The 25,086-nt window shown below is 45.2% G+C and carries 13 protein-coding genes; 3 read left to right on the top strand and 10 right to left on the bottom strand.

Annotated features, from left to right (window positions below):
- Positions 1-76: 76 nt before the first annotated feature.
- The 5 genes from ABDD95_RS04280 to rhaT all read right to left on the bottom strand — a co-directional run bounded on the left by ABDD95_RS04280 (position 77) and on the right by rhaT (position 6,821).
- Entirely contained in the window at positions 77-814 is a 738-nt protein-coding gene (locus ABDD95_RS04280) for a (Fe-S)-binding protein (RefSeq protein ID WP_345950667.1), read from the bottom strand.
- Positions 811-2,205 carry an FGGY family carbohydrate kinase gene (locus ABDD95_RS04275; protein WP_345950666.1) on the bottom strand — a complete coding sequence of 465 codons (1,395 nt, stop codon included), beginning with the start codon at positions 2,203-2,205 and terminating at the stop codon, positions 811-813. Before ABDD95_RS04275 ends, ABDD95_RS04280 begins: the two co-directional genes overlap by 4 nt.
- 2 nt (positions 2,206-2,207) lie before the next feature.
- Entirely contained in the window at positions 2,208-3,482 is a 1,275-nt protein-coding gene (locus ABDD95_RS04270; protein WP_345950665.1) for a TIM barrel protein, read from the bottom strand.
- Positions 3,483-3,592: 110 nt separating this feature from the next.
- Positions 3,593-5,713, bottom strand: a complete 2,121-nt coding sequence (locus ABDD95_RS04265) for a bifunctional aldolase/short-chain dehydrogenase (RefSeq protein ID WP_345950664.1) — start codon at positions 5,711-5,713, stop codon at positions 3,593-3,595.
- Between the two features lie 28 nt (positions 5,714-5,741).
- Positions 5,742-6,821: an L-rhamnose/proton symporter RhaT gene (rhaT, locus tag ABDD95_RS04260; RefSeq protein ID WP_345950663.1), complete on the bottom strand. Its 1,080-nt coding sequence runs from the start codon at positions 6,819-6,821 to the stop codon at positions 5,742-5,744.
- A gap of 366 nt (positions 6,822-7,187) precedes the next feature.
- Between rhaT and ABDD95_RS04255 the strand changes: the two genes are divergently transcribed.
- Genes ABDD95_RS04255 through ABDD95_RS04245 form a run of 3 tightly spaced genes read left to right on the top strand, consistent with a single transcriptional unit; the run spans position 7,188 to position 11,992 of the window.
- Positions 7,188-8,219 carry a GntR family transcriptional regulator gene (locus tag ABDD95_RS04255; RefSeq protein ID WP_345950662.1) on the top strand — a complete coding sequence of 344 codons (1,032 nt, stop codon included), beginning with the start codon at positions 7,188-7,190 and terminating at the stop codon, positions 8,217-8,219.
- 18 nt (positions 8,220-8,237) lie between these two features.
- A complete protein-coding gene (locus ABDD95_RS04250; RefSeq protein WP_345950661.1) occupies positions 8,238-9,677 on the top strand; it encodes a sialate O-acetylesterase in 1,440 nt (479 codons plus the stop codon).
- Positions 9,677-11,992 (top strand): DUF5703 domain-containing protein, encoded by a 2,316-nt coding sequence (locus ABDD95_RS04245; RefSeq protein WP_345950660.1) that lies wholly within the window; start codon positions 9,677-9,679, stop codon positions 11,990-11,992. The genes ABDD95_RS04250 and ABDD95_RS04245 overlap by 1 nt, the downstream gene beginning before the upstream one ends.
- Before the next feature lie 263 nt (positions 11,993-12,255).
- Here ABDD95_RS04245 and ABDD95_RS04240 read toward each other — a convergent pair whose 3' ends face one another.
- From ABDD95_RS04240 to ABDD95_RS04220, 5 genes are all read right to left on the bottom strand, one after another.
- Positions 12,256-14,295, bottom strand: coding sequence for a glycoside hydrolase family 127 protein (locus ABDD95_RS04240; protein ID WP_345950659.1), 2,040 nt, complete (start codon positions 14,293-14,295; stop codon positions 12,256-12,258).
- A gap of 109 nt (positions 14,296-14,404) precedes the next feature.
- Positions 14,405-17,773, bottom strand: a complete 3,369-nt coding sequence (locus ABDD95_RS04235; RefSeq protein WP_345950658.1) for a glycosyl hydrolase — start codon at positions 17,771-17,773, stop codon at positions 14,405-14,407.
- 122 nt (positions 17,774-17,895) lie between these two features.
- Positions 17,896-21,138 (bottom strand): glycoside hydrolase family 2 TIM barrel-domain containing protein, encoded by a 3,243-nt coding sequence (locus ABDD95_RS04230; protein WP_345950657.1) that lies wholly within the window; start codon positions 21,136-21,138, stop codon positions 17,896-17,898.
- 141 nt (positions 21,139-21,279) lie between these two features.
- Positions 21,280-23,493 carry an alpha-L-rhamnosidase C-terminal domain-containing protein gene (locus ABDD95_RS04225; protein WP_345950656.1) on the bottom strand — a complete coding sequence of 738 codons (2,214 nt, stop codon included), beginning with the start codon at positions 23,491-23,493 and terminating at the stop codon, positions 21,280-21,282.
- A 1-nt stretch (position 23,494) separates the two neighbouring features.
- Positions 23,495-25,084, bottom strand: coding sequence for a sodium/solute symporter (locus tag ABDD95_RS04220; RefSeq protein WP_345950655.1), 1,590 nt, complete (start codon positions 25,082-25,084; stop codon positions 23,495-23,497).
- Positions 25,085-25,086: the final 2 nt, after the last annotated feature.

Here is a 25,086-nt window from a genome sequence, read left to right as displayed (position 1 = left end):
CATGGACAATAGACCATAGTCCATGGTTTTTGTTTGAAGTTAGTCTTTCCATGGTCTTTAGGCCATGGCCTATAACTTACCCTTCGCTATTCAAAATCTCGGCAATGTGTAGCACTTTAACTTTACTACCCTGACGTTTTAAAATGCCTTCCATGTGCATAAGGCATGACATATCAGCACCGGTAATATATTCGGCACCATGTTTTAGGTGATCGGCAACACGGTCTTTCCCCATTTTGGCCGACACTGCTTCTTCGGCTACGCAAAACGTACCGCCAAAGCCACAGCATTCGTCTTTGCGATCCAGCTCAATCAGTTCCAGGCCTTTCACCATGTTTAAAAGTGAGCCCGGCTTAGAGAAACTCGGCGCGACCAGTTCGGTCATCGAGCTCAGGTGCAGTCCGCGCTGGCCGTGGCAACTTTGGTGTACACCAACCTTGTGCGGAAAACGCGAAGGCAGGCTTTCCACTTTCAGCACATCGGTTAAAAACGATGTAAGTTCCCAAACCTTATGGCTAACCTCTTTGGCTTCTGCCGGGCGCTTATCATCGTGTAAATGCTCCCTTATGTGCAGCACACAACTGCCCGAGGGCGACACGATATAGTCAAAACCCGAAAAATTATCGATAAATAACCGGTTACAGCCACCCGTTAAATGCTCAAAACCCGAATTAGCCATAGGCTGGCCGCAACAGGTTTGGTTAGGCGGATACACAACATTTACCCCCAGCTTTTCTAACAGCTGTAGGGTGGCTATGGCCGCCCCCGGGTAAAACTGATCAACGTAACACGGTATAAATAGTCCTACAGTCATATATGTACAGTATTCGATGCTGTATTATAACGTTTAAGTTGAATTAAATTATTAGGCAAAGCTTTATTATTCCATGATTTATGGATAGCCAGCGCAGTACCTACAGCAGTAGCCTGCGCTACAGAAGCGGCCCATACCTTAACATCCGGAAACAAATCAGCCAAAAGATTCATAAAGATCTCATTCTTACCAAAACCTCCGTCTACATAAATATCTTTTACGCTGGTTCCTTGCAGCACAAGTTGAGTTGATTGATATTGCAGCGAAGCCAGGTCAAGCATCAGTTGATGATAAGCCTCAATATCTGTTGCAAATGCAGCAAGGTCCCTTTTCGAGAAGCCCGAAGTGATTAGACCTGTACTATCTTTAACAGTACTTGCCGGTGGCTGCTCTGCTTTCAGCTTAGCAATAATTTCGGGTTGATAAGGCATTGTACGGTATTTTACAACACTTTGCTTAAACCAGGCCGCTATGCGCTTAACCTCCTGCTCATGCTCATTGCCCGAAAATACGCGCGATGCCTTTACCGGTTTACCCTGGTATTGCAGGTAGGCCAAACAGTCTTTACTTAACTCTTCAGGTGTTAGGGGCTGGTTATTGAACGGATTAAGGCTTATGCACCAGGTACCGGTAGATAAAAGCACAAAAGGCTCGGTAAAGCTCACCAGGTAAGGAATAAGCGCGGCGGAACTATCGTGCAAGCCAATACCAACAGCACAGCTCCTGCCTTCAATAATCATAGCCAAAGCCTGATTTGACGGAAATATAGGAGCCAGCTTTTTACGAAGATGCTCTGCTTTAACCCACGAATGGTAATCCTGCTGGTTAAAATCCCAAAGCTGCGTATGGCAGCCTATACTGGTAATATCAGAATAGGCCGCACCCGATACCAATAAACTCAAATACTGCGGCAGGTGTAAGGCATATTTAACCTGGTTAAACAAATCAGGCTTCTGGTGTTTAATGCGGTACAACTGCATCCCCGAATTTAGGTTGCCCAATACCGGCGATGCCGTTTCAGCAGCTATTTTTTCGGGCGAGCCATACTCCTGGTAAAACTTCCTGCTTATTTCTTCGGGGTAAGCTTTAAGGTAATTATAGAGGGGGGCTAATGGCTCCCCCTGTTCATTAATGTATACCAGGCTTGCTCCGTACGATGAAAAGTTAATGGCCCTGATCTCAAACTGATCGAGACGGTAAATTTCATGCAAAGAATCAAAAATAGACAGCTGCAAACTTTCCAGATTTTCGCAGGCGTCGCCGTCCTCGTCTAACGTTTCAATAAACCTTGCCGACTTTTCGTAAACGATGTTATAGTCTTCATCCAGCAAAAATAATTTCTTGTTGGTTTTGCCTACATCAAATACTGCTATTACGGGTGTTGGCGTCATGCTTATAATCCTGTGGCTACAGTTTTTTCGCCACGTTCTTTAATTAAATTTTTACGTACATCAAAGCTGCGGTAAGCGGCCAGCGGGCTTAAAGCACCACCGGTTCTTAAACGCGCCTCGGCCACTAACGGGCGAACATCAGTACGGTAAGCGGTTTGCAGAATTTCCTGTGCCTGGGCAACATCATTTGACAGCTGCGCTTGTTTTAAAGCCTCTGTATCAACAATTAAAGCCTGTGCATAGGCAATTTTAATAGCCTCAACCGATTGGATCAGATCTTCGATAGGGTCTTTCACGTTGTGTGAAGCGTCTATCATCCAGCCCAAATCTTTAGAGTGTGTCATACCACGGGCGTCCATACCTTCAACAAGTTCGTTAAAAATCAGGAACAATTGGTAAGGGTTAATGCTACCTACGGTTAAATCGTCATCTCCGTATTTCGAATCGTTGAAGTGGAAACCGGCCAGTCTGCCTTCCATCAGTAACAATGATACGATCTGTTCAATGTTAGTATTAGGTAAATGGTGACCCAAATCAACCAAAGTTGATGCTTTTGGGCCTAATTTGGTAGCGAGTAATAAGGATTGGCCCCAATCACCAATTGTAGTTGAGTAAAAGTTTGGCTCGTATGGTTTGTACTCCACCCAAACTTTCCAATCATCCGGCAGTGCCTCGTAAATCTCCTGCAAACTTTCCAACGTGTTTTGGAATGCGTTACGGAAGTTTAACTGGCCCGGAAAGTTGGAACCATCAGCCAACCAAACCGATAAAGCATTGGAGCCTAACTCCACACCGTATTTGATTACCTCAATGTTATGTTCAACTGCCTGTTTGCGCACAGCCTTGTCAACATGGTGCAAAGAGCCGTATTTGTAGCTCAGTTGCTGATCTTTCTGGTCTTGAAAGGTGTTAGAGTTTACCGCATCGAAACGTAATCCGTTTTGTGCAGCTAAAGCTTTTATATCATTCGCATTTTTTGGGATATCCCATGGAATGTGCAGAGAAATAGAATCACTTGATTTATTCAGGGCATGAATAACGCCTACATCTTCAATTTTTTCTTCGAGGCTGCGTGGCTCGCCACCGCCAGAGAAACGGCCAAAACGAGTACCACCGGTTCCTAAAGCCCAGCTGGGGATGGTGATGTTAAAAGCCGAAAGCTTTTGCATAACCTCATCCAAATTCTTTACATCGGCAGCTACATAATCAAACTGGCGCTGATGCTTGCTGCTTAACTGATGATTGGCTTCATCAATTTTATATTTCTCTATTTGCATAATTGGTTATAATTAGAAGCCCCTCCCAAACCCTCCCCGAAAGGGAGGGCTTTTAGGAGCTTGATTAATAATTTTTAAGTCTCCCCTACCGGGCGAGATTTAGAGGGAGCTTATCGTACGAAGCCGGCAGCAACGCCACCATCAACGTTAATAACGTTACCGGTTGATTTGGCCAGTAAGCCGCCGGTTAAGGCAAAGCAAGCGTTGGCAATATCAATAGGTAAAATAATCTCGTTTAATAACGTACGTTTAGCGTAGTAGGCAGGCAGTTCGGCTACGGTAATACCGTAAGCTTTTGCACGGCCCTCGGCCCAGCCACCAGCCCAGATATTGCTATCACTGATAACGGCATCAGGGTTTACCACGTTAACACGAATTTTATCGGGACCTAACTCGGCTGCGTTTAAGCGGCTTAAATGCAATTGTGCAGCTTTAGCGCTACCGTAACCGGCATTGTTTGGTCCGCTAACCAAGGCATTCTTACTTACAATATTAATTACATCGCCACCAATGGCTTGTTTTTTCATTACCGCAACAGCAGCCTGGGTAACAAAGAACTGGCCTTTCACCAATACATCATATAACAGGTCCCAGTCTTTTTCGGTATGATCGCCAATGGTTTTGGATATAGATAAGCCTGCGTTGTTTACAATCAAATCAACACCGCCAAAGTTTAAGGCGGCAACATCCATAGCCGCCTGAATTTGATCGGCGCTGGTTACGTCCATAACGGCAGTAGCGTATGAATCTTTACCGTAAGCAGCTTTAAATTCTTCGCCAGTACCTTCTAAACGCTCAGCGTTCATATCATTCAAGATAACAACGGCACCTTCTTCAACAAACTTTTTAGCAATAGCTTTACCAATACCACCGGCACTACCGGTAATTAAAGCAATACGGCCGCTTAAAGCTTTGGGCTTAGGCATACGCTGTAACTTGGCTTCTTCCAGTAACCAATACTCAATATCAAAAGCTTCCTGACGTGGTAACGAAGTGTACTCGGAGATAGCCTCAGCACCTTTCATTACGTTGATAGCGTTGGTATAGAACTCGGCGGCTACACGGGCAGTTTGCTTGTCTTTAGAGAAGCTGAACATACCTACACCAGGGTATAAAATAATAACCGGGTTGGTATCGCGTATAGCAGGGCTGTTATCGTGTTTGCAGGTGTTGTAATAATCGGTATACATTTGGCGGTAAGCCTCAAATGCAGGAGCCAGTTTAGCTTTCAAGCCTTCTACATCACTTAAATCAGCATCAGGTGTTAAGTCCAGCACTAACGGACTGATCTTGGTGCGCAGGAAGTGATCCGGGCAGCTGGTACCCATAGGTGCCAAACGCTCTAAATCGTTAGAGTTAATGTATTCCAACACACGGGCATCATCAGTAAAGTGACCAATCATGTTGCGCTCGCTTGAGCAAAAACCGCGCAGTATTGGCGCTAATGCAACCGCTTGCTTTTTACGGTTAGCCTCATCCAGGCTTTGTATTTTCTGACCGCCAAAAACAGGGCCTTTTTTGCCATAGTTTTGCTCCAGGTACTCTGCACATTTTTCAATTACCTCTAACGTATTGATGTAGCTTTCATAAGCGGTATCGCCCCAGGTAAATAAACCGTGTGAGCCTAACATAATACCACGTATGCCAGGGTTTGCATCTAAACAGGCTTTTAGCTGTAAGCCTAGTTCAAATCCTGGTTTTTTCCATTCAACCCAACCAATGGTACCGCCAAATAACTCTTCAGTAATTTGTTTACCGTCTTTAGCCGCAGCAATGGCTATGGCCGCATCAGGGTGCAGGTGATCGATGTGTGCAAACGGCAGGAAACCGTGTAAAGGCGTATCAATAGATGGCGCTTTTGAGGCTAAATCAAAAATGCTGTGGTTAAACAGTTCAACCATTTCGTCTTCAAACTCTACACCACGGTAAACGTTTTTAAGACTACGTAAACGATCAACATATAAAGCAGCAAGGCCACTTTTTTTCAGGGTGCCAATATCGCCGCCCGAACCTTTAATCCACATTACCTCTACCTCCTGACCGGTAAGCGGATCCTTTTGCATCAATTTGCACGAGGTGTTACCGCCGCCATAGTTGGTAAGGCGTAAATCGGCTCCTAATAAGTTGGAGCGGTATATTAATAAAGCTACCTCATCACCAGCCAGTTCGGCTGCTTTGGCATCATCCCATAGATAGCTTACGTGCTTGAATTCGGTTGTGTTGACAGACATATTGAATTTTTACTTATTACTTTTAAATTTATTTTAATGAATTTCCATAACCCACTATCAGTACTGATAGTATGATAGTAGCTATGCCCGCAATAACGGTGGTAAATGCTTTGCGGCTTACGCCTTTCCATTCTTTTAATACTAAGCCCCAAATGTTAGCTATGAGTATAATGAAGGCCATGTGCAGTATCCAAGAGCTAGGGCCGTTACCTAAGCGGCTTTCGCCCATACCATAGAAAAAGAACTGTAAGAACCAGGTTGTACCGGCCAGCGCCGAGAACAGGTAATTGGCTAATAGTGGCGTTTTCTTATCTGTATAATTACCAAATGTTTTATTACGTGCATTCAGTATCATACAGTATATAAGGTTGGTAGTTAAACCACCCCAAAGTATTACAATGTAGGTTACGTTGTTTTGGTACAAAAAATTGCCCTGGCCTGGGTTTTTTGCCATCCATAAATTATTAGCAGTTTCCGCCATGGTATGACCGGCCTCAATACCAAAATTAAAGCAAGCGCTCAGTACCCCAGATATAATGGCTAAAGTAATACCTAAGCCAAACTTATAATCGGAATTGTTATTGGCTGCCTCCTGGTCTTTAGATAATTCCCGCTCCTTCATCACACCGGCCTTGCCGCATATAAAAATGCCAATAACACAAACCAAAATACCCAAAAGCACCATTTGACCCCAATGGGTATTCATTAGTGTTGAGATGGTGTCTTTTTTAGGTTCCGGATTGAATTCATAATAAATGGACGGTATAAGCGACCCGAATATAGAACACAAACCCAGTATAACCGAACTACCCAAAGCTACGCCTAAATAACGTACACCCAGGCCATATGTTAAACCACCTATGCCCCAAAGCACACCAAAAATATAGGTTAACTGTAATATGCTAAAACTGGTATTCTTTATAATTTCGGTAAAGTTCGGTATAGTTAGCCAGGCTGCCAGCGGTGGTACAATTAACCACGAAAAAAGTCCGCCTACTATCCAGAAACTTTCCCAAGCCCAGCCTTTTACCTTTTTATAAGGTATGTAGAAGCTCCCGGATGCAAAACCTCCGATGAAGTGAAAAATAACCCCTAATATTGCCTGCATTCTCTAAAATATTTTATAATTGGTGATAGCGAAAGTAGAAAAGCTGGGTAATACAGCTATCATGCACTGTCATGGTTAAATTATATAAATTACTCAAATACGCCGGTAAAAATTAACACTTGCAATAATACTTTATTACCAGACCAATTCACAAAGTGAATAACAAACTGGATAATTTTGTACAACAAAATGTAAATATTAGCAAATAAAATTTTCACATGGCAACACGAGCCAACTCACACGTAATTACCGGTGCAATCGCTTGCCTAATGTAACATTGGGCAATACTTTAGGCAAATGGTTGGGTTAACTAATTATTTGTTCTACATTTATTTTTTAGTGCAAGTGATGACCAATTGATACTTCATGAAACCTATTTCTTTTTTAGAATATATTGAGATTGATTACTACTCCTCAACACCAAAATACCTGCAACTGGCCAATTCTATTGCAAAGGCTGTACGGGATGGCCGCTTGAACAAGAACGACACCCTGCCCTCTATAAATGAACTAAACTATAACTTCGAAATATCTCGCGATACGGCAGAAAAAGCCTATAAGCATTTAAAATCTATAGGCATTTTAGGCTCGGTGCCTGGCAAAGGTTATTACATTAAAAGCAGCGAAACACTCCAGCGTTTTAAGGTGTTTTTGATGTTCAACAAGTTAAGTACGCATAAAAAACTTATTTATGATGCTATTATAGCCGGATTGGATAACCAGGCTGCCGTAGACTTTTACATCTATAACAATGATTTTTCGCTCTTCAAAAAAATGCTCGAAAATGCCAGCGAAGATTATACCCATTTTGTAATCATCGGGCACTTTTTGGAGGGTGGCGACACCGCACATGAGGTGATCAATAAAATACCGAAAGAGAAACTAATATTGCTGGATAAATTGGTTAAGGGAGTTGAAGGCGAGTATGCCGCAGTATATGAAAACTTTGAGCAAGATATTTTCCATGCCCTTGAACAGGCCCTTAAACCACTAAGTAAGTACCATACCATTAAAATAACTTTTCCGGAACACACTTACCACTCTAACGAAATATTAAAAGGCTTTTTTAGTTTTTGTACGCAGTACGCCTTCAACTACAAGGTAGTGCATGATATACAAAGCGAGCCCTTGCATAGCGGCGAGGTATATATTACACTGATGGAAAACGACGTAGTGGTTTTAATTGAACGCCTGCTGCAAACCAAATACAAAATAGGCGAAGATATCGGCGTTATATCCTACAATGAAACGCCGTTAAAAAAAATCATTTTGAATGGCTTAACCACGATATCGACCGATTTTCAAAAGATGGGTGAGATTGTAGCGCAAATGATCATTAACAACCAGCGCGAACACGTGGAAAATCCTTTTTACCTTACTTTGCGCGCCTCATTGTAATCTACTATCTTTGGTAACATGAGAATAAGTGTTATTAAGACAATTGTTGCTTTCCTGATGGTGATGGGTGCCATTCAATCCAAAGCGCAAGTAAAGCTGGCTTCTTTATTTACCAGCAATATGGTACTGCAACAGCAAATGGATGTGCCCATATGGGGATGGGATACACCCGGAAAAGCCATTACGATTATCACATCATGGAATAAGAAATTATATAAAGCGGCAGCCGACCAAACCGGTAAATGGAAAATAAAAATAAGCACCCCTGCAGCCGGCGGCCCTTACACAATTACCATTAGTAACGGGCAGATAACCAAGCTTGACAATGTGTTAATTGGTGAAGTTTGGGTACTGGGCGGTCAATCGAACATGGAAATGCCCATGAAAGGGTTCAAAGGCCAGCCCATTACAGCGTCAAATGAGGCTATCCTAAAATCTAAAAATAACAATGTCAGATTGTATACGGTGCCCCGTTCATCAGTAACAGAAGTACAGCAAAACAGCAAACCATCCGAGTGGCGGGTTGCCAGCCCGGAGTTTGTGAGCAATTTTAGTGCAACCGGTTATTACTTTGGCCGCCTGCTTAATGACATGCTTAATGTGCCTGTCGGTTTAATTAATTGCAGTTACAGTGGATCGTTTGCTGAGGCATGGGTAGATGCGGATGTGTTGAAAGCTTTCCCAACAGTTAAAATACCGGCCAAAACCGACACCATAAAACAAGTAAGCCGTACGGCTACTACTTTATATAACGGCATGCTGCACCCTATTTTAGGTTACGGCATTAAAGGCGCTATATGGTACCAGGGCGAATCTAACTATGACAATCCCGACCAGTATGAAAAGCTTTTCCCGGCGCTTGTTGCCCGCTGGCGTGAGCTGTGGGCACAGGGAGATTTCCCTTTCTACTTTGCACAAATAGCGCCTTACGATTATGCCCAGCTACCACCCTACAACAAAGGCGGCAAATACAACTCGGCCTACCTGCGCGATGCACAGCGCAAATCACAAAAAACCATACCTAACAGTGCCATGGCCGTGCTGATGGATATTGGCGAGCAGGCGAGCATTCACCCGGCTCATAAGGAACCGGGCGGAACCCGTTTGGCTTACCTTGCCTTGGGTAAAACCTATGGGATAAAAGGATTTGGTTTTACCAGTCCGGAGTATGAATCTATTACCGTAAAGGATATGGCCGCCGTAATAAGGTTTGTTAATGCCAACAACGGTCTAACATCGTACAGTAAGCCTTTAACGCAATTTGAAATAGCGGGCGATGATCAGAAATTTTACCCGGCTAAGGCAGTTATCAATGGCAGCTCCGTTACGGTATCGGCTCCACAGGTTAAAAAACCAGTTGCGGTACGGTACGCCTTCCGCGATTTTATTGTAGGCGAATTGTATGGAACCGACGGCCTCCCGGTATCTTCTTTCAGAACAGATAACTGGCCGATGTAATGAGACGCATTAGCCACCTGATCTATTTTATATTGCTGTTGTGCTGTTATGCTGCACAAGCACAAACAACTGAGTTAAGGCAGAACCATGTTATATGGACTAGCCAAAGCCAAAATTCGGGCGAATCTATGCCTTGTGGAGGTGGCGATATTGGGCTTAACGTTTGGGTTGAAAAGGGTGAACTGTTTTTTTACATTTCAAGAAGCGGCACTTTTGATGAGAATAACACCATGCTCAAGCTGGGCCGTGTACGGGTGAAGCTGTCACCCAACCCGTTCGAAGGGAAAGATTTTAAGCAGGAACTATCCTTACAAACAGGCGCTGTACATATTGAAGGCAGCAATACCGGCTTGAAGGCTGATATTAAAATTTGGGTGGACGTTTTTAACCCGGTAATACACGTTGAGGTAAAAGCCAGTAAACCGGTAATAGTGCAAGCTGCCTACGAAAACTGGCGTTTTAAAGACCGTTTTACCAGCGGTAAGGAGAACAATCAAAGTTCCTGGAAATGGGCTAAGAATCTGGATATAAGAACAGCTAAGGATCAGGTTAATTTTACCAGTAATGGAATTCAGTTTTACCACCAAAACACCGGCAAAACCATTTTTGATACCACAGTGGTACATGAGGGCATGGCCGCTGTAAAATCTCAACTCTATAATCCACTCTCCTACTTAACATTTGGCGGACGTATGCAGGGCAATGGCATGTTGCCCGGGGGCACTTATGAGGGTACGTATGCAGGCACGCCTTTTAAGGGCTTAAGTTTAAAGAGCCAATCGGCCACCAAAACGCAAAGCTTTGAGGTTTACTTACACACCGAGCAAACCCCATCCGTAAGCACCTGGCAAGCGAGCCTACAAAAAACGATATCAAAAGCTGTACAATCCTCACACAAAGCCCTTGCAACTACGCAAAATTGGTGGAAACAATACTGGAATCGCAGCTTTATACATATCAATACCGATTCGGTACAAACGGAAGCCTGGCAGGTAGGGCGCAATTACCAACTGTTCCGTTACATGCTGGGGTGCAATGCGTTTGGCCAGTTCCCTAGTAAATCAAACGGCGGACTTTTTACTTACGATCCCAATTTTATTGACACGGCCATTAAGCTTACCCCCGATTTTCGTCTTTGGGGAGGTGGTTTAATTACGGCACAAAACCAGCGACTGGTCTATTTCCCCATGCTTAAAAACGGCGACTGGGACTTGATGAAACCACAGTTTGACTTTTATCTGCGAATTTTAAAAAATGCTGAATTGCGCTCACAAACCTACTGGGGGCACCCGGGCGCCAGCTTTACTGAACAGCTGGAAAACTTTGGCCTTCCTAACATATCTGAATACGGCTGGAAACGTCCGGCCAGTTTTGATAAGGGAGTAGAATACAATGCCTGGCTCGAATATGAGTGGGATACCGTACTGGAGTTTTGTTACATGATGCTGGAGACTGAACGCTATACAGGTAGAAACATTAAACCGTATATCCCTTTTATTGAAAGCTGCCTTACTTTTTTTGATGAGCATTACCAATACATAGCCCGTAACCGGGGCAGCAAGGTGTTTGATGCAGCCGGACATTTAGTTTTATATCCCGGATCGGCAGGTGAGACGTTTAAAATGACTTACAATTCTACCTCCACTATAGCCGCCTTAAAAACAGTGCTCACCCGTTTGCTGGAACTACCTGATGAATATCTTAGTACCGAAAAACGCACCGCTTGGGAAACCATGCTTAAGCGCATTCCGCCAATCAGCTTCAGAGAATTTAACGGCCATAAAACCATTGCACCAGCGCAAAGCTGGGAGCGGGTGAACAATGTAGAGACCATGCAACTTTACCCGGTTTACCCGTGGGGCATTTATGGCATAGGCAAACCCGATTTGGACGTAGCACTAAATACCTGGAAATATGATACCCTGGCCGTAAAATTCAGAAGCGGCATTGGCTGGAAGCAAGATAACATTTTTGCGGCTCGGCTGGGTTTAACAGATGAAGCCACAAAGCTTACACTCGTTAAGCTAAAAGACTCCGGCCGGCGCTTCCCGGCGTTTTGGGGACCGGGTTTTGATTGGACGCCCGACCATAACTGGGGAGGCTCTGGCATGATTGGCTTGCAGGAAATGCTGCTGCAAACCGATGACAGAAAAATATACCTGCTACCTGCCTGGCCAAAAAAATGGGATGTACACTTTAAATTGCACGCCCCTTATGAAACTACCATCGAAGTTAAAGTAAAACATGGCAAGCTTACTTATTTAAATGTATGGCCGGAGAGCAGAAGGGCTGATGTGGTTAATATGTTGAAATAACTCCTAAATGAAATTTGTAGTTTCGAACGGCGATAAGACGTCCTTTGAGGTTAATAAGCTAGTCGCTTAAAAAGATTCTCGCATACGCTCGAAAATGACAACAGTACATTTATAGTAAAAGAGCCTGGCAAATGCCAGGCTCTTTTACTATAAATGTATAATCTCGAACGAGAGAGATTTTCGAACCGATCAGATTATTGCTCAGATAATATCTCTCTTTGTACTCGAAATGAGCTTTAAATTTATTTGTTAAACTGTTGAGTCTATCTATCCACCGGCATCCAGGTTTCCATATCAACATGTCCGCGGTTTCCCCAGGCGTAGTAAGGTATTAACCGGATGCTTATTTTTGATGATTCAGTACTGGCTACCTCACGGTAAAGCGTATTTTGCCAGCTACCTCCATTTTTAACATCCGCCTTGCCGGTTAAGCTCATGATAGGGCTATTTTGGATGCGGATCAACTCCGGCTTTAAATCATTTTTTACCGGAATAGCAATGTTAAATACCTTTTGTCCCTTGGGTAAATCGGCCGATTCCAGGCAATATACTACCGGTCCGCGTTTTACCGCTACCTGGTTGCGGGTTTCTTCAACCAATGGGTTTGCTTCCAACAATTTTACCGGCATAGGCAGGTTTAATTCTATTTTGTCTCCGGCTTTCCACTGGCGGTTAACCTCCGCATACTGGCCCGATGTGATTGGCGTATTTACGGCTTGTCCATTAACTGTTAAAGTTGCACCATCACACCAGCCAGGTATTCTCAAAAACAACGAGTAAGCGCTGGCTGGCGCTTGCTGCAATACAATGCTTACTTTACCATCCCAGGGGTATTCTGTAGTTTGTGTTAACTTAATTTTAGCGCCATTTTTAGTGGAAGTGTTCAATGCATTACCGCCATATAAATTAAAATACAACCCTTTGTCTGATACACTATAAGCATAATTACCCACCTCCGCAATGGTACGTACCACATTGGGCGGGCAGCAGTTAGATAACTTGATATATCCCACTCTATCCTTTGACCACCGCTGACTAAACGGCAAATCGTCCGAATAGCTCATGGGATTAGTATATAAAAAGTTCTTACCATTAAGGCTAATGCCCGATAATACGCTGTTATATAAAGCCAGTTCCATTACATCAGCATATTGTGCTTTGCCGGTGGTTTGCAGCATACGCCAGTTCCATAATACGTTACCAATATTGGCGCAGGTTTCGTTGTGCGAAGTAAAATTAGGTAGCTGGTAATCACGCCCGTACGCCTGATGTACCTTCTGTACATCAACCGGGTTATAAGAAGTACCGTCGGGCGACACGCCATCGTACAAGGCCCCTGTACCACCGGTTACGTACATTTTGCGGTTCACCACATCGTTCCACATCAGGTTAAGCGTATGCATTAACGTACTATCTCCGGTTTCGGCGTACACATCCGCAGCGCCGGCAAACAGGTAATTAGCCCTTACTGCATGGCCCATAGCTTTGGTTTGCTGGCGGAATGGAATGCGATCCTGGTTGTCATCCGTTCCGTCTTTCATTAAGCCGCGTATATCAATCAGGTTTTTGGATAGCTCCAGGTATTTGGGATCGCGGGTAGTGCGGTACATCTCAACCACTCCCATATAGTGCGAAGGGCAGATAGCATTTCGCGCCAGCTCGGGCGATGCGGTTTTATAGAATTTATACAAATAATCGGTAGCTTTAATAGCCACGTTAAGCAGCGTTTTTTTACCAGTAGCGCGGTAATGTACACAGCCTGCAGTCATCAAATGCCCAAGATTATAAGTCTCAAAGTTCAGCCTGTCGGCAAAGGCCTTTGCATTTTTAGGATCGTTGTGCTGAGCAATAATAGTAGGTGTATGTATGTAACCGTCGGCCCGTTGCGCTTTAGCTATCACCGCTATGGTCTTATCCATTAAGGCATCAAGCTTGGGGTCGCGTGTTACGCTATACATGCTTGCCACAGCCTCAAACAACTTGTAAAAGTCACCATCATGAAACGGCGGACCAGAATGCGAACCGGTATCAAGCCCCGCTGCTATTTCAAAATTCTTGAACGCATGGCTAACTTTAGGATCGGTATACACCGCCCACAAATTCGGGATCATGGTGTCGCGGCAAACCTGAAAACGGTCGGCCCAAAAACCTTTTGTCCAGGTTACATTACCCATATCAACACTACCTAGCTTGGCGTACGGGCTGGCCGAGGTATTGACCAAGGCTTTGCTTTGAGCAAAGGCGGTGGCGCTAATGGTGGTTAGGGCCCCAATACATAAAATCTTAACTACACTTCTCATCATATCTTATTAAACTGTCATTTCGAGTGTTAAGAGAACTCTTTTCCAAGCGATTCGCTCACTATTGGAAAAGATTCATCACTATTGTTCGATATGGCAATATTGGTTTATATTATTGTTCTATCAACTTTTCAATCACCACCGGCCCCATTAATCCTGCTGGTAACAAAGGTTTACCTTCCAGGCGATAAGGTGCATTAGTCCAGGTTATTTGTTTCTCTTTAGGTAAGCGGTGGTCGCCCATCAAACGGTTGGCCCAGGTGTTAGTTACCTCAATTCTGATTTGGTTAATACCCGGTTTTAACGCATTACTAATGTTAACACGGTAAGGCGCTGTCCAGGCTACACCACATGGAACGTTGTTCACAAACACCTCAGCTATGTTATTCACCCTACCCAGGCTTAACCAAACACCTTGTACTTTAGCAATACCCTTATAAGTAAACGTTTGATTGTAAACCGCAGTACCCGAATAATACTTTATTGTCGTATCTGCCGATTTGCTCCAATCCTGCAATGCGCTCCATTGCACAGGCGCGTTTGGTCCGCCCATTTTAGTATCAAAAGTTACCGTCCATGCAGGCTGCAGGGTTTGCATAAATTGCGTTACCGGTTCCTTTTTATAGTTGGTAAGTACAGGTGCTGTACCTGGCTTTCTAAATATAATGAACACTGATCCGCTTGCCTCTAATTTAACAGGCAGCACTGTTCGTTCATTTTGTACCTGCCAATTATTAGCTTGCTTAAACTCACCGGTTAAGGCATTGCCCAACTCCGGCACACGGCCAGTTATACGTAGTGATACCTGTACATCACGCGCCAGGCTATCCTGGTTAGAAATAAAGTAGATATCAAAATCGGCCGAGCTACGATGTGTCCAGGCTATGTTTTTAGAATCATTGCCGGTAGCATCCTTTACTATAAAATCTTTGGTTAAACCAATACCGTTTAGATCCGGCTGCTTATATGGTGCGGTTATGACTTTACCCTTGCCTGTTTGCTTCAAGGCAGGGCCTGCGTTAGGGTGGTAAATGATGGTTGCTCCGGCTGCTACCAGCTCATTTAGCCGGTTCACTACCCGTTGCGACATCACAGCACCATTGGGCAACATTTGGGTATTACCCGGCACAACCAGCACTTTGTAACTGGCGCCACCAGGTAACTCTATGCGGCCATTGTTTACTTTGGCCAGCCGCATCAGGGCATCCAGGTTAAACGAGTCATATTTATAACCGTTCAACGGATCTGTTAGGGCATCAGCATCAAGCGTATTAGCGCTACTGTTTACACCAATTGGCATGGTACGCATGGGCAACCCTTTATTAGCTAACCGTTCTTTTTCGCGTTCCACCCGTTCAGCGCCGAACAAGCCGGGCAAGGTTGGGATCAGCCTATCGGGTAGCATGGCCCTGCGCGGCGTTTCCTCGCCGGTGAACACCGCTATATCGGTAACCGGATTGCCTTGCTGGAGGAGCGCTTGGCAGCGTTCCAGATATTCAATCCATGCACGGCCTGGTTTAAACCAGGTTTGGTCGCGTTGCATAAACACACCAATGCCATCCAGTGTTAAGCCCGGCTTGCGATCCATCCAGGGGTTATGCGTATTGACATGGAAAACCAGCCTATTCACACCTAAGGCCAGGTTACGATCACCAAGTGCTTTCAACATTGCAGGATGCTCATCCCACATGGTACGCAGTTCGGTAAATGATTCGGCCTGTATAATATTTTTGCCATAAATGTGCCCGCCCGATATGGCATCCAGCATGTCGTTTGGCTTATCATGCGTAGGGCTGCGCAGCCAAAATTCGCCCATGGCTATATCAGCTTTGCTGTAGTGCAGCAGGCCGTCGCTTGTCATGGTTGGGGCAACGGCTTCGGCTGTAAAAATACAGCCCTTTTCATGCGCTAACTGAGCCATGGTGGTATAAAATTTATCAACCACCAACTCGGCAATGGTTTGCCTTACATCGGCCAGTACTTTTTCTGATTGTGCTGCGCTTTGTATAGGCACGCCTGCCATTACCGGTAGGTATGCCATCAAATCATACCCTCTGCGTTGCTTAAATTCCTGCGCAAATCCGGCCGACCAATTCTGACTGCTACATTCCCAACTATCTACATGGAAAACTTTTAACACACGTTTGGCCAGGTCGGGTCCAATTTGTTTAATGGCTTCGCCAAACCAGCTGTCGAACTGTAGCTTAATAGCCTGCGGGTTGAACTTATCGCATTCCAGCCCGGCTCCCTTACCGCCGGTAGCATTGGTGTAACCGGTTGATGTATGCCCTACGCGTAAAATAGTCCAGTTGCCTGCCGGGGCATCCCACTGCAAACGGCCGCTTGCATCCAGCTTACTGGTTAAGTTAATGATCTTATCTTTCGGGATACACAAATTATCAGGCAGTTGCTCTGTAGTAGTATGATTGCTAATGCGCCAAACTTCGCCGGTTTTGCCTTCGTATTGATGAATGCTCGGCTCGGCCGATAATTCGATACCCGATATTTTGAGCGATTGCTTCCACTTGGCAAAATCCAAATCTTCGGCACCCGGCTCCGAGCCCTCTTTATTATAAATGAAACGGAAATATTTGGCCGTAGTTGGTATTATCGACTGGGTAATAAACGTGTCATTATCCTGCCAGCCGTGGCGCGGTGCCTGCAAACGGGTTAAAGGACGAAAGCTTTTTCCATCATCACTAACGGCAATAAGCAACCGCTCGGCCTGATAATTTGGAGCATTGGTACGCACTATTAACGACCGACAAGTAAACGGCGAGGCAAACTCCAGCTGTATCCAGCAAGAATCAGCGCTGGTAAAGGTCTTTTTGTTGGTTGGATCAGCTAAAAACTGGACATCTGTTCCCGAAACACTGCTAATAACCTTGGGAATAATTTGTTTGGATGTAATGCCTGCACCTATCGGCGAAGGGTAAGCTAGCACCGCAATGTCTTTGTAATAGCCTTTGTAGCTTTCAGGCCGGGTTAGCGTGTCGTTAAAGCGTTGCCCACCTTTCAATTGTGTTTTTGTCCATACCACTTTTTGCATGGATAATTCGGGTGTAATCCAGGGGCCGCCGGCAAGGGCAAAACCATCACTATCATGCATGGCCATTTGCAGGCCCAGGCGATCTGCTTCCTGCATGGCAAACTTTACCATTGCCCACCACTCGGGCGTTAACTGCTCAACCGGAGGCGTTATCCACGCCGGGTTAGCAACACCTTTGATGGGCATTAAATAAGCGCCACCCATACCGGCCTGCTTCATGGCTTCCAGATCGGCGGTAATGCCGGCCTTGGTAACAGCAGCTTGCATCCAATACCAAAACACCCAGGGTTTGGCCGATTGTGGTGGATTCTTAAAAAGACGTTCCAAATCGGTTTGGGCCAGTACTTTGCCTCGTACCTGTGCCCGGGCATGGTTCACCGAAGAACCCAAGCAAACAATGCAAAGCAATATGTACAGTATGAGTTTCTTCATGTTTTAAATCTTTCCTCCTTTGTATTTTGAGTACTAATGAGAAGTCCTTGCAAAGCGATTAGCTAATCAATTTGAAAAGATCGCTCACTTCGGTTCGGGTTGACAATACTCTTTGTAATGTCTTAATTCCTTACTTTATTGACCACACTACGCACACTTCCTACATTTCCTTTATAAGGATAAAGGTAGAAGCTGTACTTATACGGCTTAGCCGGTATCTGGTAGATATCCAATGGTGCGGCCACGTCCGACCAGCTATCATTGCCGCCCAGGCCCATTTGTATCAAATCAATGTTCAGCGTTATAAAGCCGGCATCTTGCAGCTTATTGGTATGTTTAGCAGCCACAATGTTGGCTTCGGTGTAAGGCCAGGCGCTCATGCTCAACAAGCTATCAGCCACTACCAGTAAGCCGTTCGATTGCTTATCTGCCAGGAGCATCCAACGTACATCCGTACGGTTGCCGTTTTCCTGAGGCACGGCGTAAGGCTCCATAAAATCTTGTATGGGCTGCGTGTAAATAGCCGACTCAAAGCCGCTCCTGCGGTCAATGTAGTTTTCCATTGGGCCACGGCCATACCAGCTAATATTATCGTAACTACGCTTAATGCCGCCCTGCATGCCCACTTTAGGCAAGTTAGGCAAGCCGTTAACTTTTGGGGTAAGCTGTTGTTCTACCCTAACTGCGCCCATTCCGTTAATAGTATAAGTTACCTTAACTTCGGCACTATCATTAATTAGGCTGTAATTGCTAATTACCGCAACCGCACCATTGCCCAACTTATTAGCGGTAATATTTTTAAGTACCGGTATGGCTTTAAACCATGGCTTTAGCTTACGGTCGGCTTTCCAGCCGCGGTGATCGTTATCGGTAACCGGGCGACTAAAATGCGGCAGCAACGGCGCAAATATCTGCTCCTGATTATTGTATAGGTACGAGGTTAAAGCACCATTTTTCTTACTGATGCTCACCTTAAATCCCTTGCCTGATAATGTATAAGCGTCCGCCCTATCATCCAACGTAACGGCACCACTGTTTTTAGCTGGAATTTTAACCACAGGCAAACCGGTTAATGCTAATTGGTCGGCAGCTATTTCGTAACCTTTGGCCGCCCATAATTCATCATGTGCTAAGCTAAAACGGATAGCCGCCAAGTATCCATACCCAGCTTTTAACGCTGGCAGGTATGATTTAATACTGATGACCGTATCCTTGCCTGCAGCCAGGTTCATAACGGGCAATGCCTTTTGCAGAATTAAACGACCATCCTCCCGAACTTGCAACATTACACTATATCCAGCTAATGTTTGTACAGCACTACGGTTGGTTATTTTAACTAATCCCTTTGCGGCATCAACCAATTCGCTCACTACCGGCTGGAAAATATGCTTGCACTCAAACATGGCGGCCTTAGGCCTGCCATCCGAAGCTACAGTTCCTTTGATGGTGAAGTTATCGAAATATTTTTCGCCGTAATCGCCACCGTAAGCAAAAAACGGCGTACCAACTGAGTCTTTTTTCAATAAGCCCTGATCCTTAAACTCCCAGATAGCGCCGCCAATTACGCGCTTGCTGGAACGCCATTGGTCCCAAAGCTCTTTTAAATTACCATTGGAGTTACCCATAGCATGTGAGTACTCCACAAAAAAGATGGGCCGCGTATCGCCGTTTTGCTGGTTAACCAGCAACGGAGCAGTATATAATGCCGGGTACATACGGCTTACGATATCTACATAAGGCTCGTCAATAGGATTTTGCAGGCGGTGAGAGTGATCATTAGGCTTTAAATACCGTGGGTCGGTAACGTCTACGTAGCCTTCGGCCTGCGGGGTTCCCTGTGCAGGTTCATAATGCACAGGCCGGGTAATATCAAAGTCGTGTATCCAGGCGGCCATAGCAGCATGATTCGGTCCCCGACCGGCCTCGTTACCCAGGCTCCAGATGATGATGCTGGGATGATTTTTATCACGCATTACCATACGGGTAGCACGCTCCAGGTAAGCGCCGGTCCACTGTGGATCGTTACTCAGCTTGGAGCCAAGGCCATGAGTTTCCAGGTTTGCCTCATCTATCACCAGGATACCGTACTGATCGCATAAATCATACAGGTAAGGATCCATAGGATAATGGCTTGTACGGATGCAATTGAAGTTAAAACGCTTAATGGTGCGCACATCCTCTAAAATATCTTCGCGCGAGAGCGCCTTGCCTTTAACCGCATGATGATCGGGCCGGTTAATGCCATACAGGTAAGTTACTTTACCATTGATGAGCAGCTTACTGTCTGTTTTTGAAAACTCGATACTGCGGAAACCTAAGCGGCAGCTTTTCACTTCCAGCACACGGCCGGTGCTGTCTTCTAACGATAGGGTGAGCGTGTACAAATTAGGTTGCTCATTGCTCCATTTATCAGGATTGCTTACCTTAGTTTCCAGCAGGCCAAATTTAACATTATCCAAACGCGGATAAATCTCATTGACAATACTTTCTACGCTACGCGCCAGCGGCTTTTCTAAAACTTCTTTTTTATCCTTATCAAACAAGCGGGCTTTAAGCTGGTAACCGGCAATTGCTTTGCCGGTTAAATTTTCGATACGCGGACGGATGCTGAGCACGGCATCTTTATACTGCTTATCGAGCTTGGTTTGATAAAAGAAATCGGCTATGCGCAGTTTGGGTTCGGCCAGCAGCATTACCTCACGGTGGATACCACTCAAACGCCACTGATCCTGATCTTCCAGAAAAGAACCATCGCTCCAACGAATATTCTGTACAGATACTATATTTTCGCCGGCTTTCAGGTAAGGCGTGATATTGAACTCCGACGACAGGAAGCTATCCTCGCCATAACCTAAAAACTTGCCATTGAGCCATACTTTAAAGCCCGAACTTACACCACCAAAATGCAGGGTAACATTCATATCTTTCCAGTTGGCTGGCAGGGTAAAAGTGCGCTGGTAGCTGCCAACGCCGTTCATGTCAAGCGGTACATGTGGCGGGTTAACCGGCCTAAACGGGTAAACGGCACTTTTATAAATAGGTTTGCCATAGCCAAGCATCTCCACGCTTGATGGCACGGTAATCTTTTTCCAGCCACTCACCCGGCTCTTGTAAAAGTCTTTGGGTGCATCGGCAGGTTTCTCAGCAAAAGCAAAATCCCATTGGCCGTTTAAAGAAAGCATACGGCCCGATTTTTCGCGGTCGCCCTGCAAGGCATCGGCTACGCTGCCAAAAGAGTAAGCCGTAGCACGTGAGGCATCGCGGTTAATACCGTTTACCAACGGGTCTTCCCAAGGCTCAGTATTAAAAACTACAGGTGCGTTAGGTACTGCGGCAGGCGTTTTATCTACAAGTTGAGCAAACACATGAAGAGGTAAAAGCAACAAGAGCCCTACCCAAACCCTCCCCGGGGGGGATGGCTTTAAATACTTTCTGAATATTGTTGTATACATTAAATTACAATCGGTTAGCCATTTCGGCCTAAGCTAGACGAACACGCAAATTGCCTAAATTGCGGTGTAATTTATTGTATAATCTTTTCCTTTTTGTATACTAATTTCGTACGCGCCGTTAGCTATGGTTTTGATGGTTGCATCATTACAAACCGGCTTGGTTTTGCTTTTAATACGTAACGTACCCGTACCCGTTTGGGCACTTACTTTAATTTGCTGTGTGGTTACATTAACTTTTATATCACCATTGGGCGTAGGTACGGCACCTTCCATCCACTGCAGGCCACCCAGTTGCGGCTCAATAACATAAGTTTGATAGGCCGGTGCTGTTGGCTTTACACCCAGGTAATACTTACCCAACAAATAAATAGGACTGGCGCCCCAGGCATGGCATAAACTTTTACCAAACGGCCTGCCGTACATGGCGTAATGTTCAGCTCCTTTTTTGTCCGGATTGTACTCTTCCCAAAATGATGTTGCACCCAAGTTGAGCATACCGCCCCAGTAATCTTTCATCTGCTTTAAAACATAACCCTGCTCGCCCATAGCGCATAAGGCTTCCAGCTCATAAAAGCGCATGTAAGGCGTGGTTATTTTTTGTACCTTATCGTTCATCAAAACATATTTTTTTACATCCTGCTTTTGCGCCTCGTTAAAGTAGTTGAAGAAGATGCCAAACATGTTGGCATAGCGGGTAACATTATCCGTTTGCTTACCATTAACACGGCTATGTACCAGGGCGTGCTTTTGGGCATTCCAGTAGTAGGTAAATAGCTTTGCTTTTAAATCCTTAGCCAGCGCGCTGTATTTGGCAGCGGCTTTAGGGTCTTTCATAATGTTGGCACAAAGCGCCATAGTTTCCAAACTGCGACACAGCAGTAGTTGCTCAAAACTTACTTCGCCTTGTTTGCTCAGGCCATCGGCCCAGTCAATAAATACCCAGTCGCCGGCCTGGCCCTGCATTAGTCCGTTAGCGTTACGGCGCGAAAGGCAATAGTTCATCATGCTTTGCATACCGGGGTACGATTGTTTGATGAACGCCTGATCGCCCGAATGCTGGTAGTAATCATAAATACTGATAAACCAGTAAAAGGTATAATCCATAATAGTATTGATGTGGCTGGTAACCGGATCTTTACCGCGCAGGGCGCTGATGGTGCGCTTTACCGTAGGCGAATCAAAGTACAGGTAATAGTTCATCAGGTAACTTTGCGCTGCATCGCCCGACCATACCCAGCGGTCGCGCTTAATACCATCAATAAAAAACTCGCGGGTATTAAGCTGCATGGTATAGGCTGCCACATCCCATATTTTATTTATTTGCTCGTCTGAACAACGGAAGCTGCCGCGTTGCTCTACCGGCGAGTATTCATACAGCATTGATACGTCATTGATATTGACGTCATCATCATACTGCACATTCACATACCGGAAAGCCCTTGAGCCGTTAATGGTAATATCGCCTGTTTGGGATTGGTCGGCCTCAATTTTATCCAGCAACTCGCCGCCTTGGGTATCCAACGCTTCCTCCTTAGACTCGCCGTAGTAAAGCGTAATTTTACCTTTGCCTTTTACGCCATGCAGTTTAACATAGCCAAAGGTTTCTTTACCAAAATCAACCAGTATGGAGTGCCCTTTTTTATCCAGGCTAACGGCTTTTTGCGGTATGGTAGGCAGATGGAACTGAGATGGCAAAGAAGCCGCCTCGTTAAAGTTCCAGGCGCCAGCAGGCACATACTGCGTAGCCGATACATCCGAGGTTTTGCCCGAAGCATCAATCCATTCCTTATCCTCAAAAGTTACCAGCCAGGTGCTATCGGTTGCTATATGCGGGCTTTTCACAAATACCGCAGGCACGCTGCCCTGGTTGTAAACCTTAAGGCTGATACGGTGCTTGCCTGCAGGAAGGGTAATTGATTTGGGATAACCAGTAAAGGCTTTACCATCTATCTTCAAATTGTACTGACCTTCCACGGCAATCTCAGCTTCCTCGGCAGCAGCCAGGTTGTAGTCTTTATGAAAATCAATGAGGGCATAATGACTATCCAGTTTCCAAAATGGCGGAAAAAATGAACCACGCTCGGTACGGCGATTCTGCATTTTATTGCTTAACCATATTTCGTAATCGCCGGGGTACCATATCCAGGTGGCTTTAGCAGTTGGTGCTTGTGCATGCCCAATCGCAGGCACTATAGTTAAAAGAGCAAACATTACTGCCGATGCAGAACACAAAGCGGTTAAACATTTATCCAGTATACTTTTTTTCATATTAATGTCCGTTAAAAATGATGTATAATCCTATCATCACTATGGTTAACAATATCCAGGCAATTTTTACGCGTGATGTGGCCTTAGGCAAATCACGTATTTCGTTTTCGGCCGGCGTGTAAATTTCCGGCGATGTATCCAGCAGCGAGATTAAAACGGCCACTATAAGCAGAAACGCAAAAATTAAAAATGAAAGCAACAGGTAATGCGGCCAAAAATTATACCGGCTGGGTGGTAACACCCACAAATAAGTTATGCCTACCAGTAAACTAAACGCCGACCCTGCAGACAGCGTAACATTAACCGCCTTGCGTGTGGTGCGTTTCCAAAAAACAGTGAGCAAAAACACTACCGACAATGGCGGAGCGATGAAGCCCAATACCGATTGAAACACATCAAACAAATTAAGCCCTTTAATGCTGTCAATAGCCAGCGCCATTACAATGGCAAACAGGCAGCCCACTACTACGGTAATACGCCCTACTCTGATCTTATCTGCAGTTGTGGCGTTAGGGTTGATGCTTTCGGCATAAACATCCGTTGTAAATACGGTACTTAACGCATTAAGTGATGAGCCAATAGTGCCTACCAGTACAGCAATCAACACTACAATAACCAGCCCATTCATACCCGGAGGGAATAAGTTGGTTACCATGGTCATGTAAGCTTCGGCCGGATCTTTTAAGTGCGGGAAGAGGATGTAACACAAAATGCCGGTCAGGATAAATAAAGGCAGCGATAATATTTTAAGCCAGCCAATAAAGTTTACGCCCAGTTGCCCCTGCTCCAGGTTTTTGGCACCAAGTACCGATTGCACCATAGCCTGATCGGTACAAAAGAAAGCCACAGCGGCCACAGGATAACCCAATAAAATAGCATACCAGGGGTATTTTGGATCACTGGCGGGGTGTACAAGGTTCCAGTAATCGGCAGGTACGCTGTGGTAAACTGCCGAGAGGCCGCCTACCTTATTTACGCCTAAAATGGTTAAGGTTAACGATACGGCAATAAGCAACAGCATCTGAAAAACGTTTACCTTGGCTATTGCTTTTAATCCACCCGCAAAAGCAAACAGGCCGGCAAATGATACCAGTGCAATTACGGATTGCCACATGGGTATACCCAGTATCTGACGCACCAAAAAGCCACCGGCAAATAAGCCCAATGACAGCCAGGAGATCAGTATTTTAATGAGTGCATACCAGGCCAGGATAGTGCGTGTTGAATCGCCGTAACGGTTGCCCATAAACTCGGGCATGGTACTTACCCGGGCGGCAAGGTAGCGCGGAGCAAATACCAACGCCAGCAGCATGAGAAATACAAATGCATACCAGTCGAAATTTACGGCCACAATACCGGTGCTATAGCCGATACTGGCAAAAGCCAGCAGCATAGAGGGCCCTACATTGGTGCCCCACATGTTGAAACCAATGCTGCTCCAGCCTAATGACTTATCGGCCAGAAACAATGTTTCGTCTGTTTTCTTTTTGTTGCCAAAGCTTGCGCGGTATCCTATTACAATTAATATAATGAGGTATACGGCCACAATGGCATAATCTAATCCGGTTAAGCGCTCTATAATGTTGCCCATTC

This window comes from Mucilaginibacter sp. PAMB04274 (assembly GCF_039634385.2).
Lineage (GTDB): Bacteria > Bacteroidota > Bacteroidia > Sphingobacteriales > Sphingobacteriaceae > Mucilaginibacter.
The sequence above is the reverse complement of the archived record's forward strand: the minus strand, read 5'-3'. Positions and strand labels throughout refer to the sequence as shown.

Bases quoted from the DNA above. Each gene is read 5' to 3' on its own strand.
- ABDD95_RS04280 (WP_345950667.1), bottom strand. From the start codon at position 814: ATGACTGTAGGACTATTTATACCGTGTTACGTTGATCAGTTTTACCCG.
- ABDD95_RS04275 (WP_345950666.1), bottom strand. From the start codon at position 2,205: ATGACGCCAACACCCGTAATAGCAGTATTTGATGTAGGCAAAACCAAC.
- ABDD95_RS04270 (WP_345950665.1), bottom strand. From the start codon at position 3,482: ATGCAAATAGAGAAATATAAAATTGATGAAGCCAATCATCAGTTAAGC.
- ABDD95_RS04265 (WP_345950664.1), bottom strand. From the start codon at position 5,713: ATGTCTGTCAACACAACCGAATTCAAGCACGTAAGCTATCTATGGGAT.
- rhaT (WP_345950663.1), bottom strand. From the start codon at position 6,821: ATGCAGGCAATATTAGGGGTTATTTTTCACTTCATCGGAGGTTTTGCA.
- ABDD95_RS04255 (WP_345950662.1), top strand. From the start codon at position 7,188: ATGAAACCTATTTCTTTTTTAGAATATATTGAGATTGATTACTACTCC.
- ABDD95_RS04250 (WP_345950661.1), top strand. From the start codon at position 8,238: ATGAGAATAAGTGTTATTAAGACAATTGTTGCTTTCCTGATGGTGATG.
- ABDD95_RS04245 (WP_345950660.1), top strand. From the start codon at position 9,677: ATGAGACGCATTAGCCACCTGATCTATTTTATATTGCTGTTGTGCTGT.
- ABDD95_RS04240 (WP_345950659.1), bottom strand. From the start codon at position 14,295: ATGATGAGAAGTGTAGTTAAGATTTTATGTATTGGGGCCCTAACCACC.
- ABDD95_RS04235 (WP_345950658.1), bottom strand. From the start codon at position 17,773: ATGAAGAAACTCATACTGTACATATTGCTTTGCATTGTTTGCTTGGGT.
- ABDD95_RS04225 (WP_345950656.1), bottom strand. From the start codon at position 23,493: ATGAAAAAAAGTATACTGGATAAATGTTTAACCGCTTTGTGTTCTGCA.
- ABDD95_RS04220 (WP_345950655.1), bottom strand. From the start codon at position 25,084: ATGGGCAACATTATAGAGCGCTTAACCGGATTAGATTATGCCATTGTG.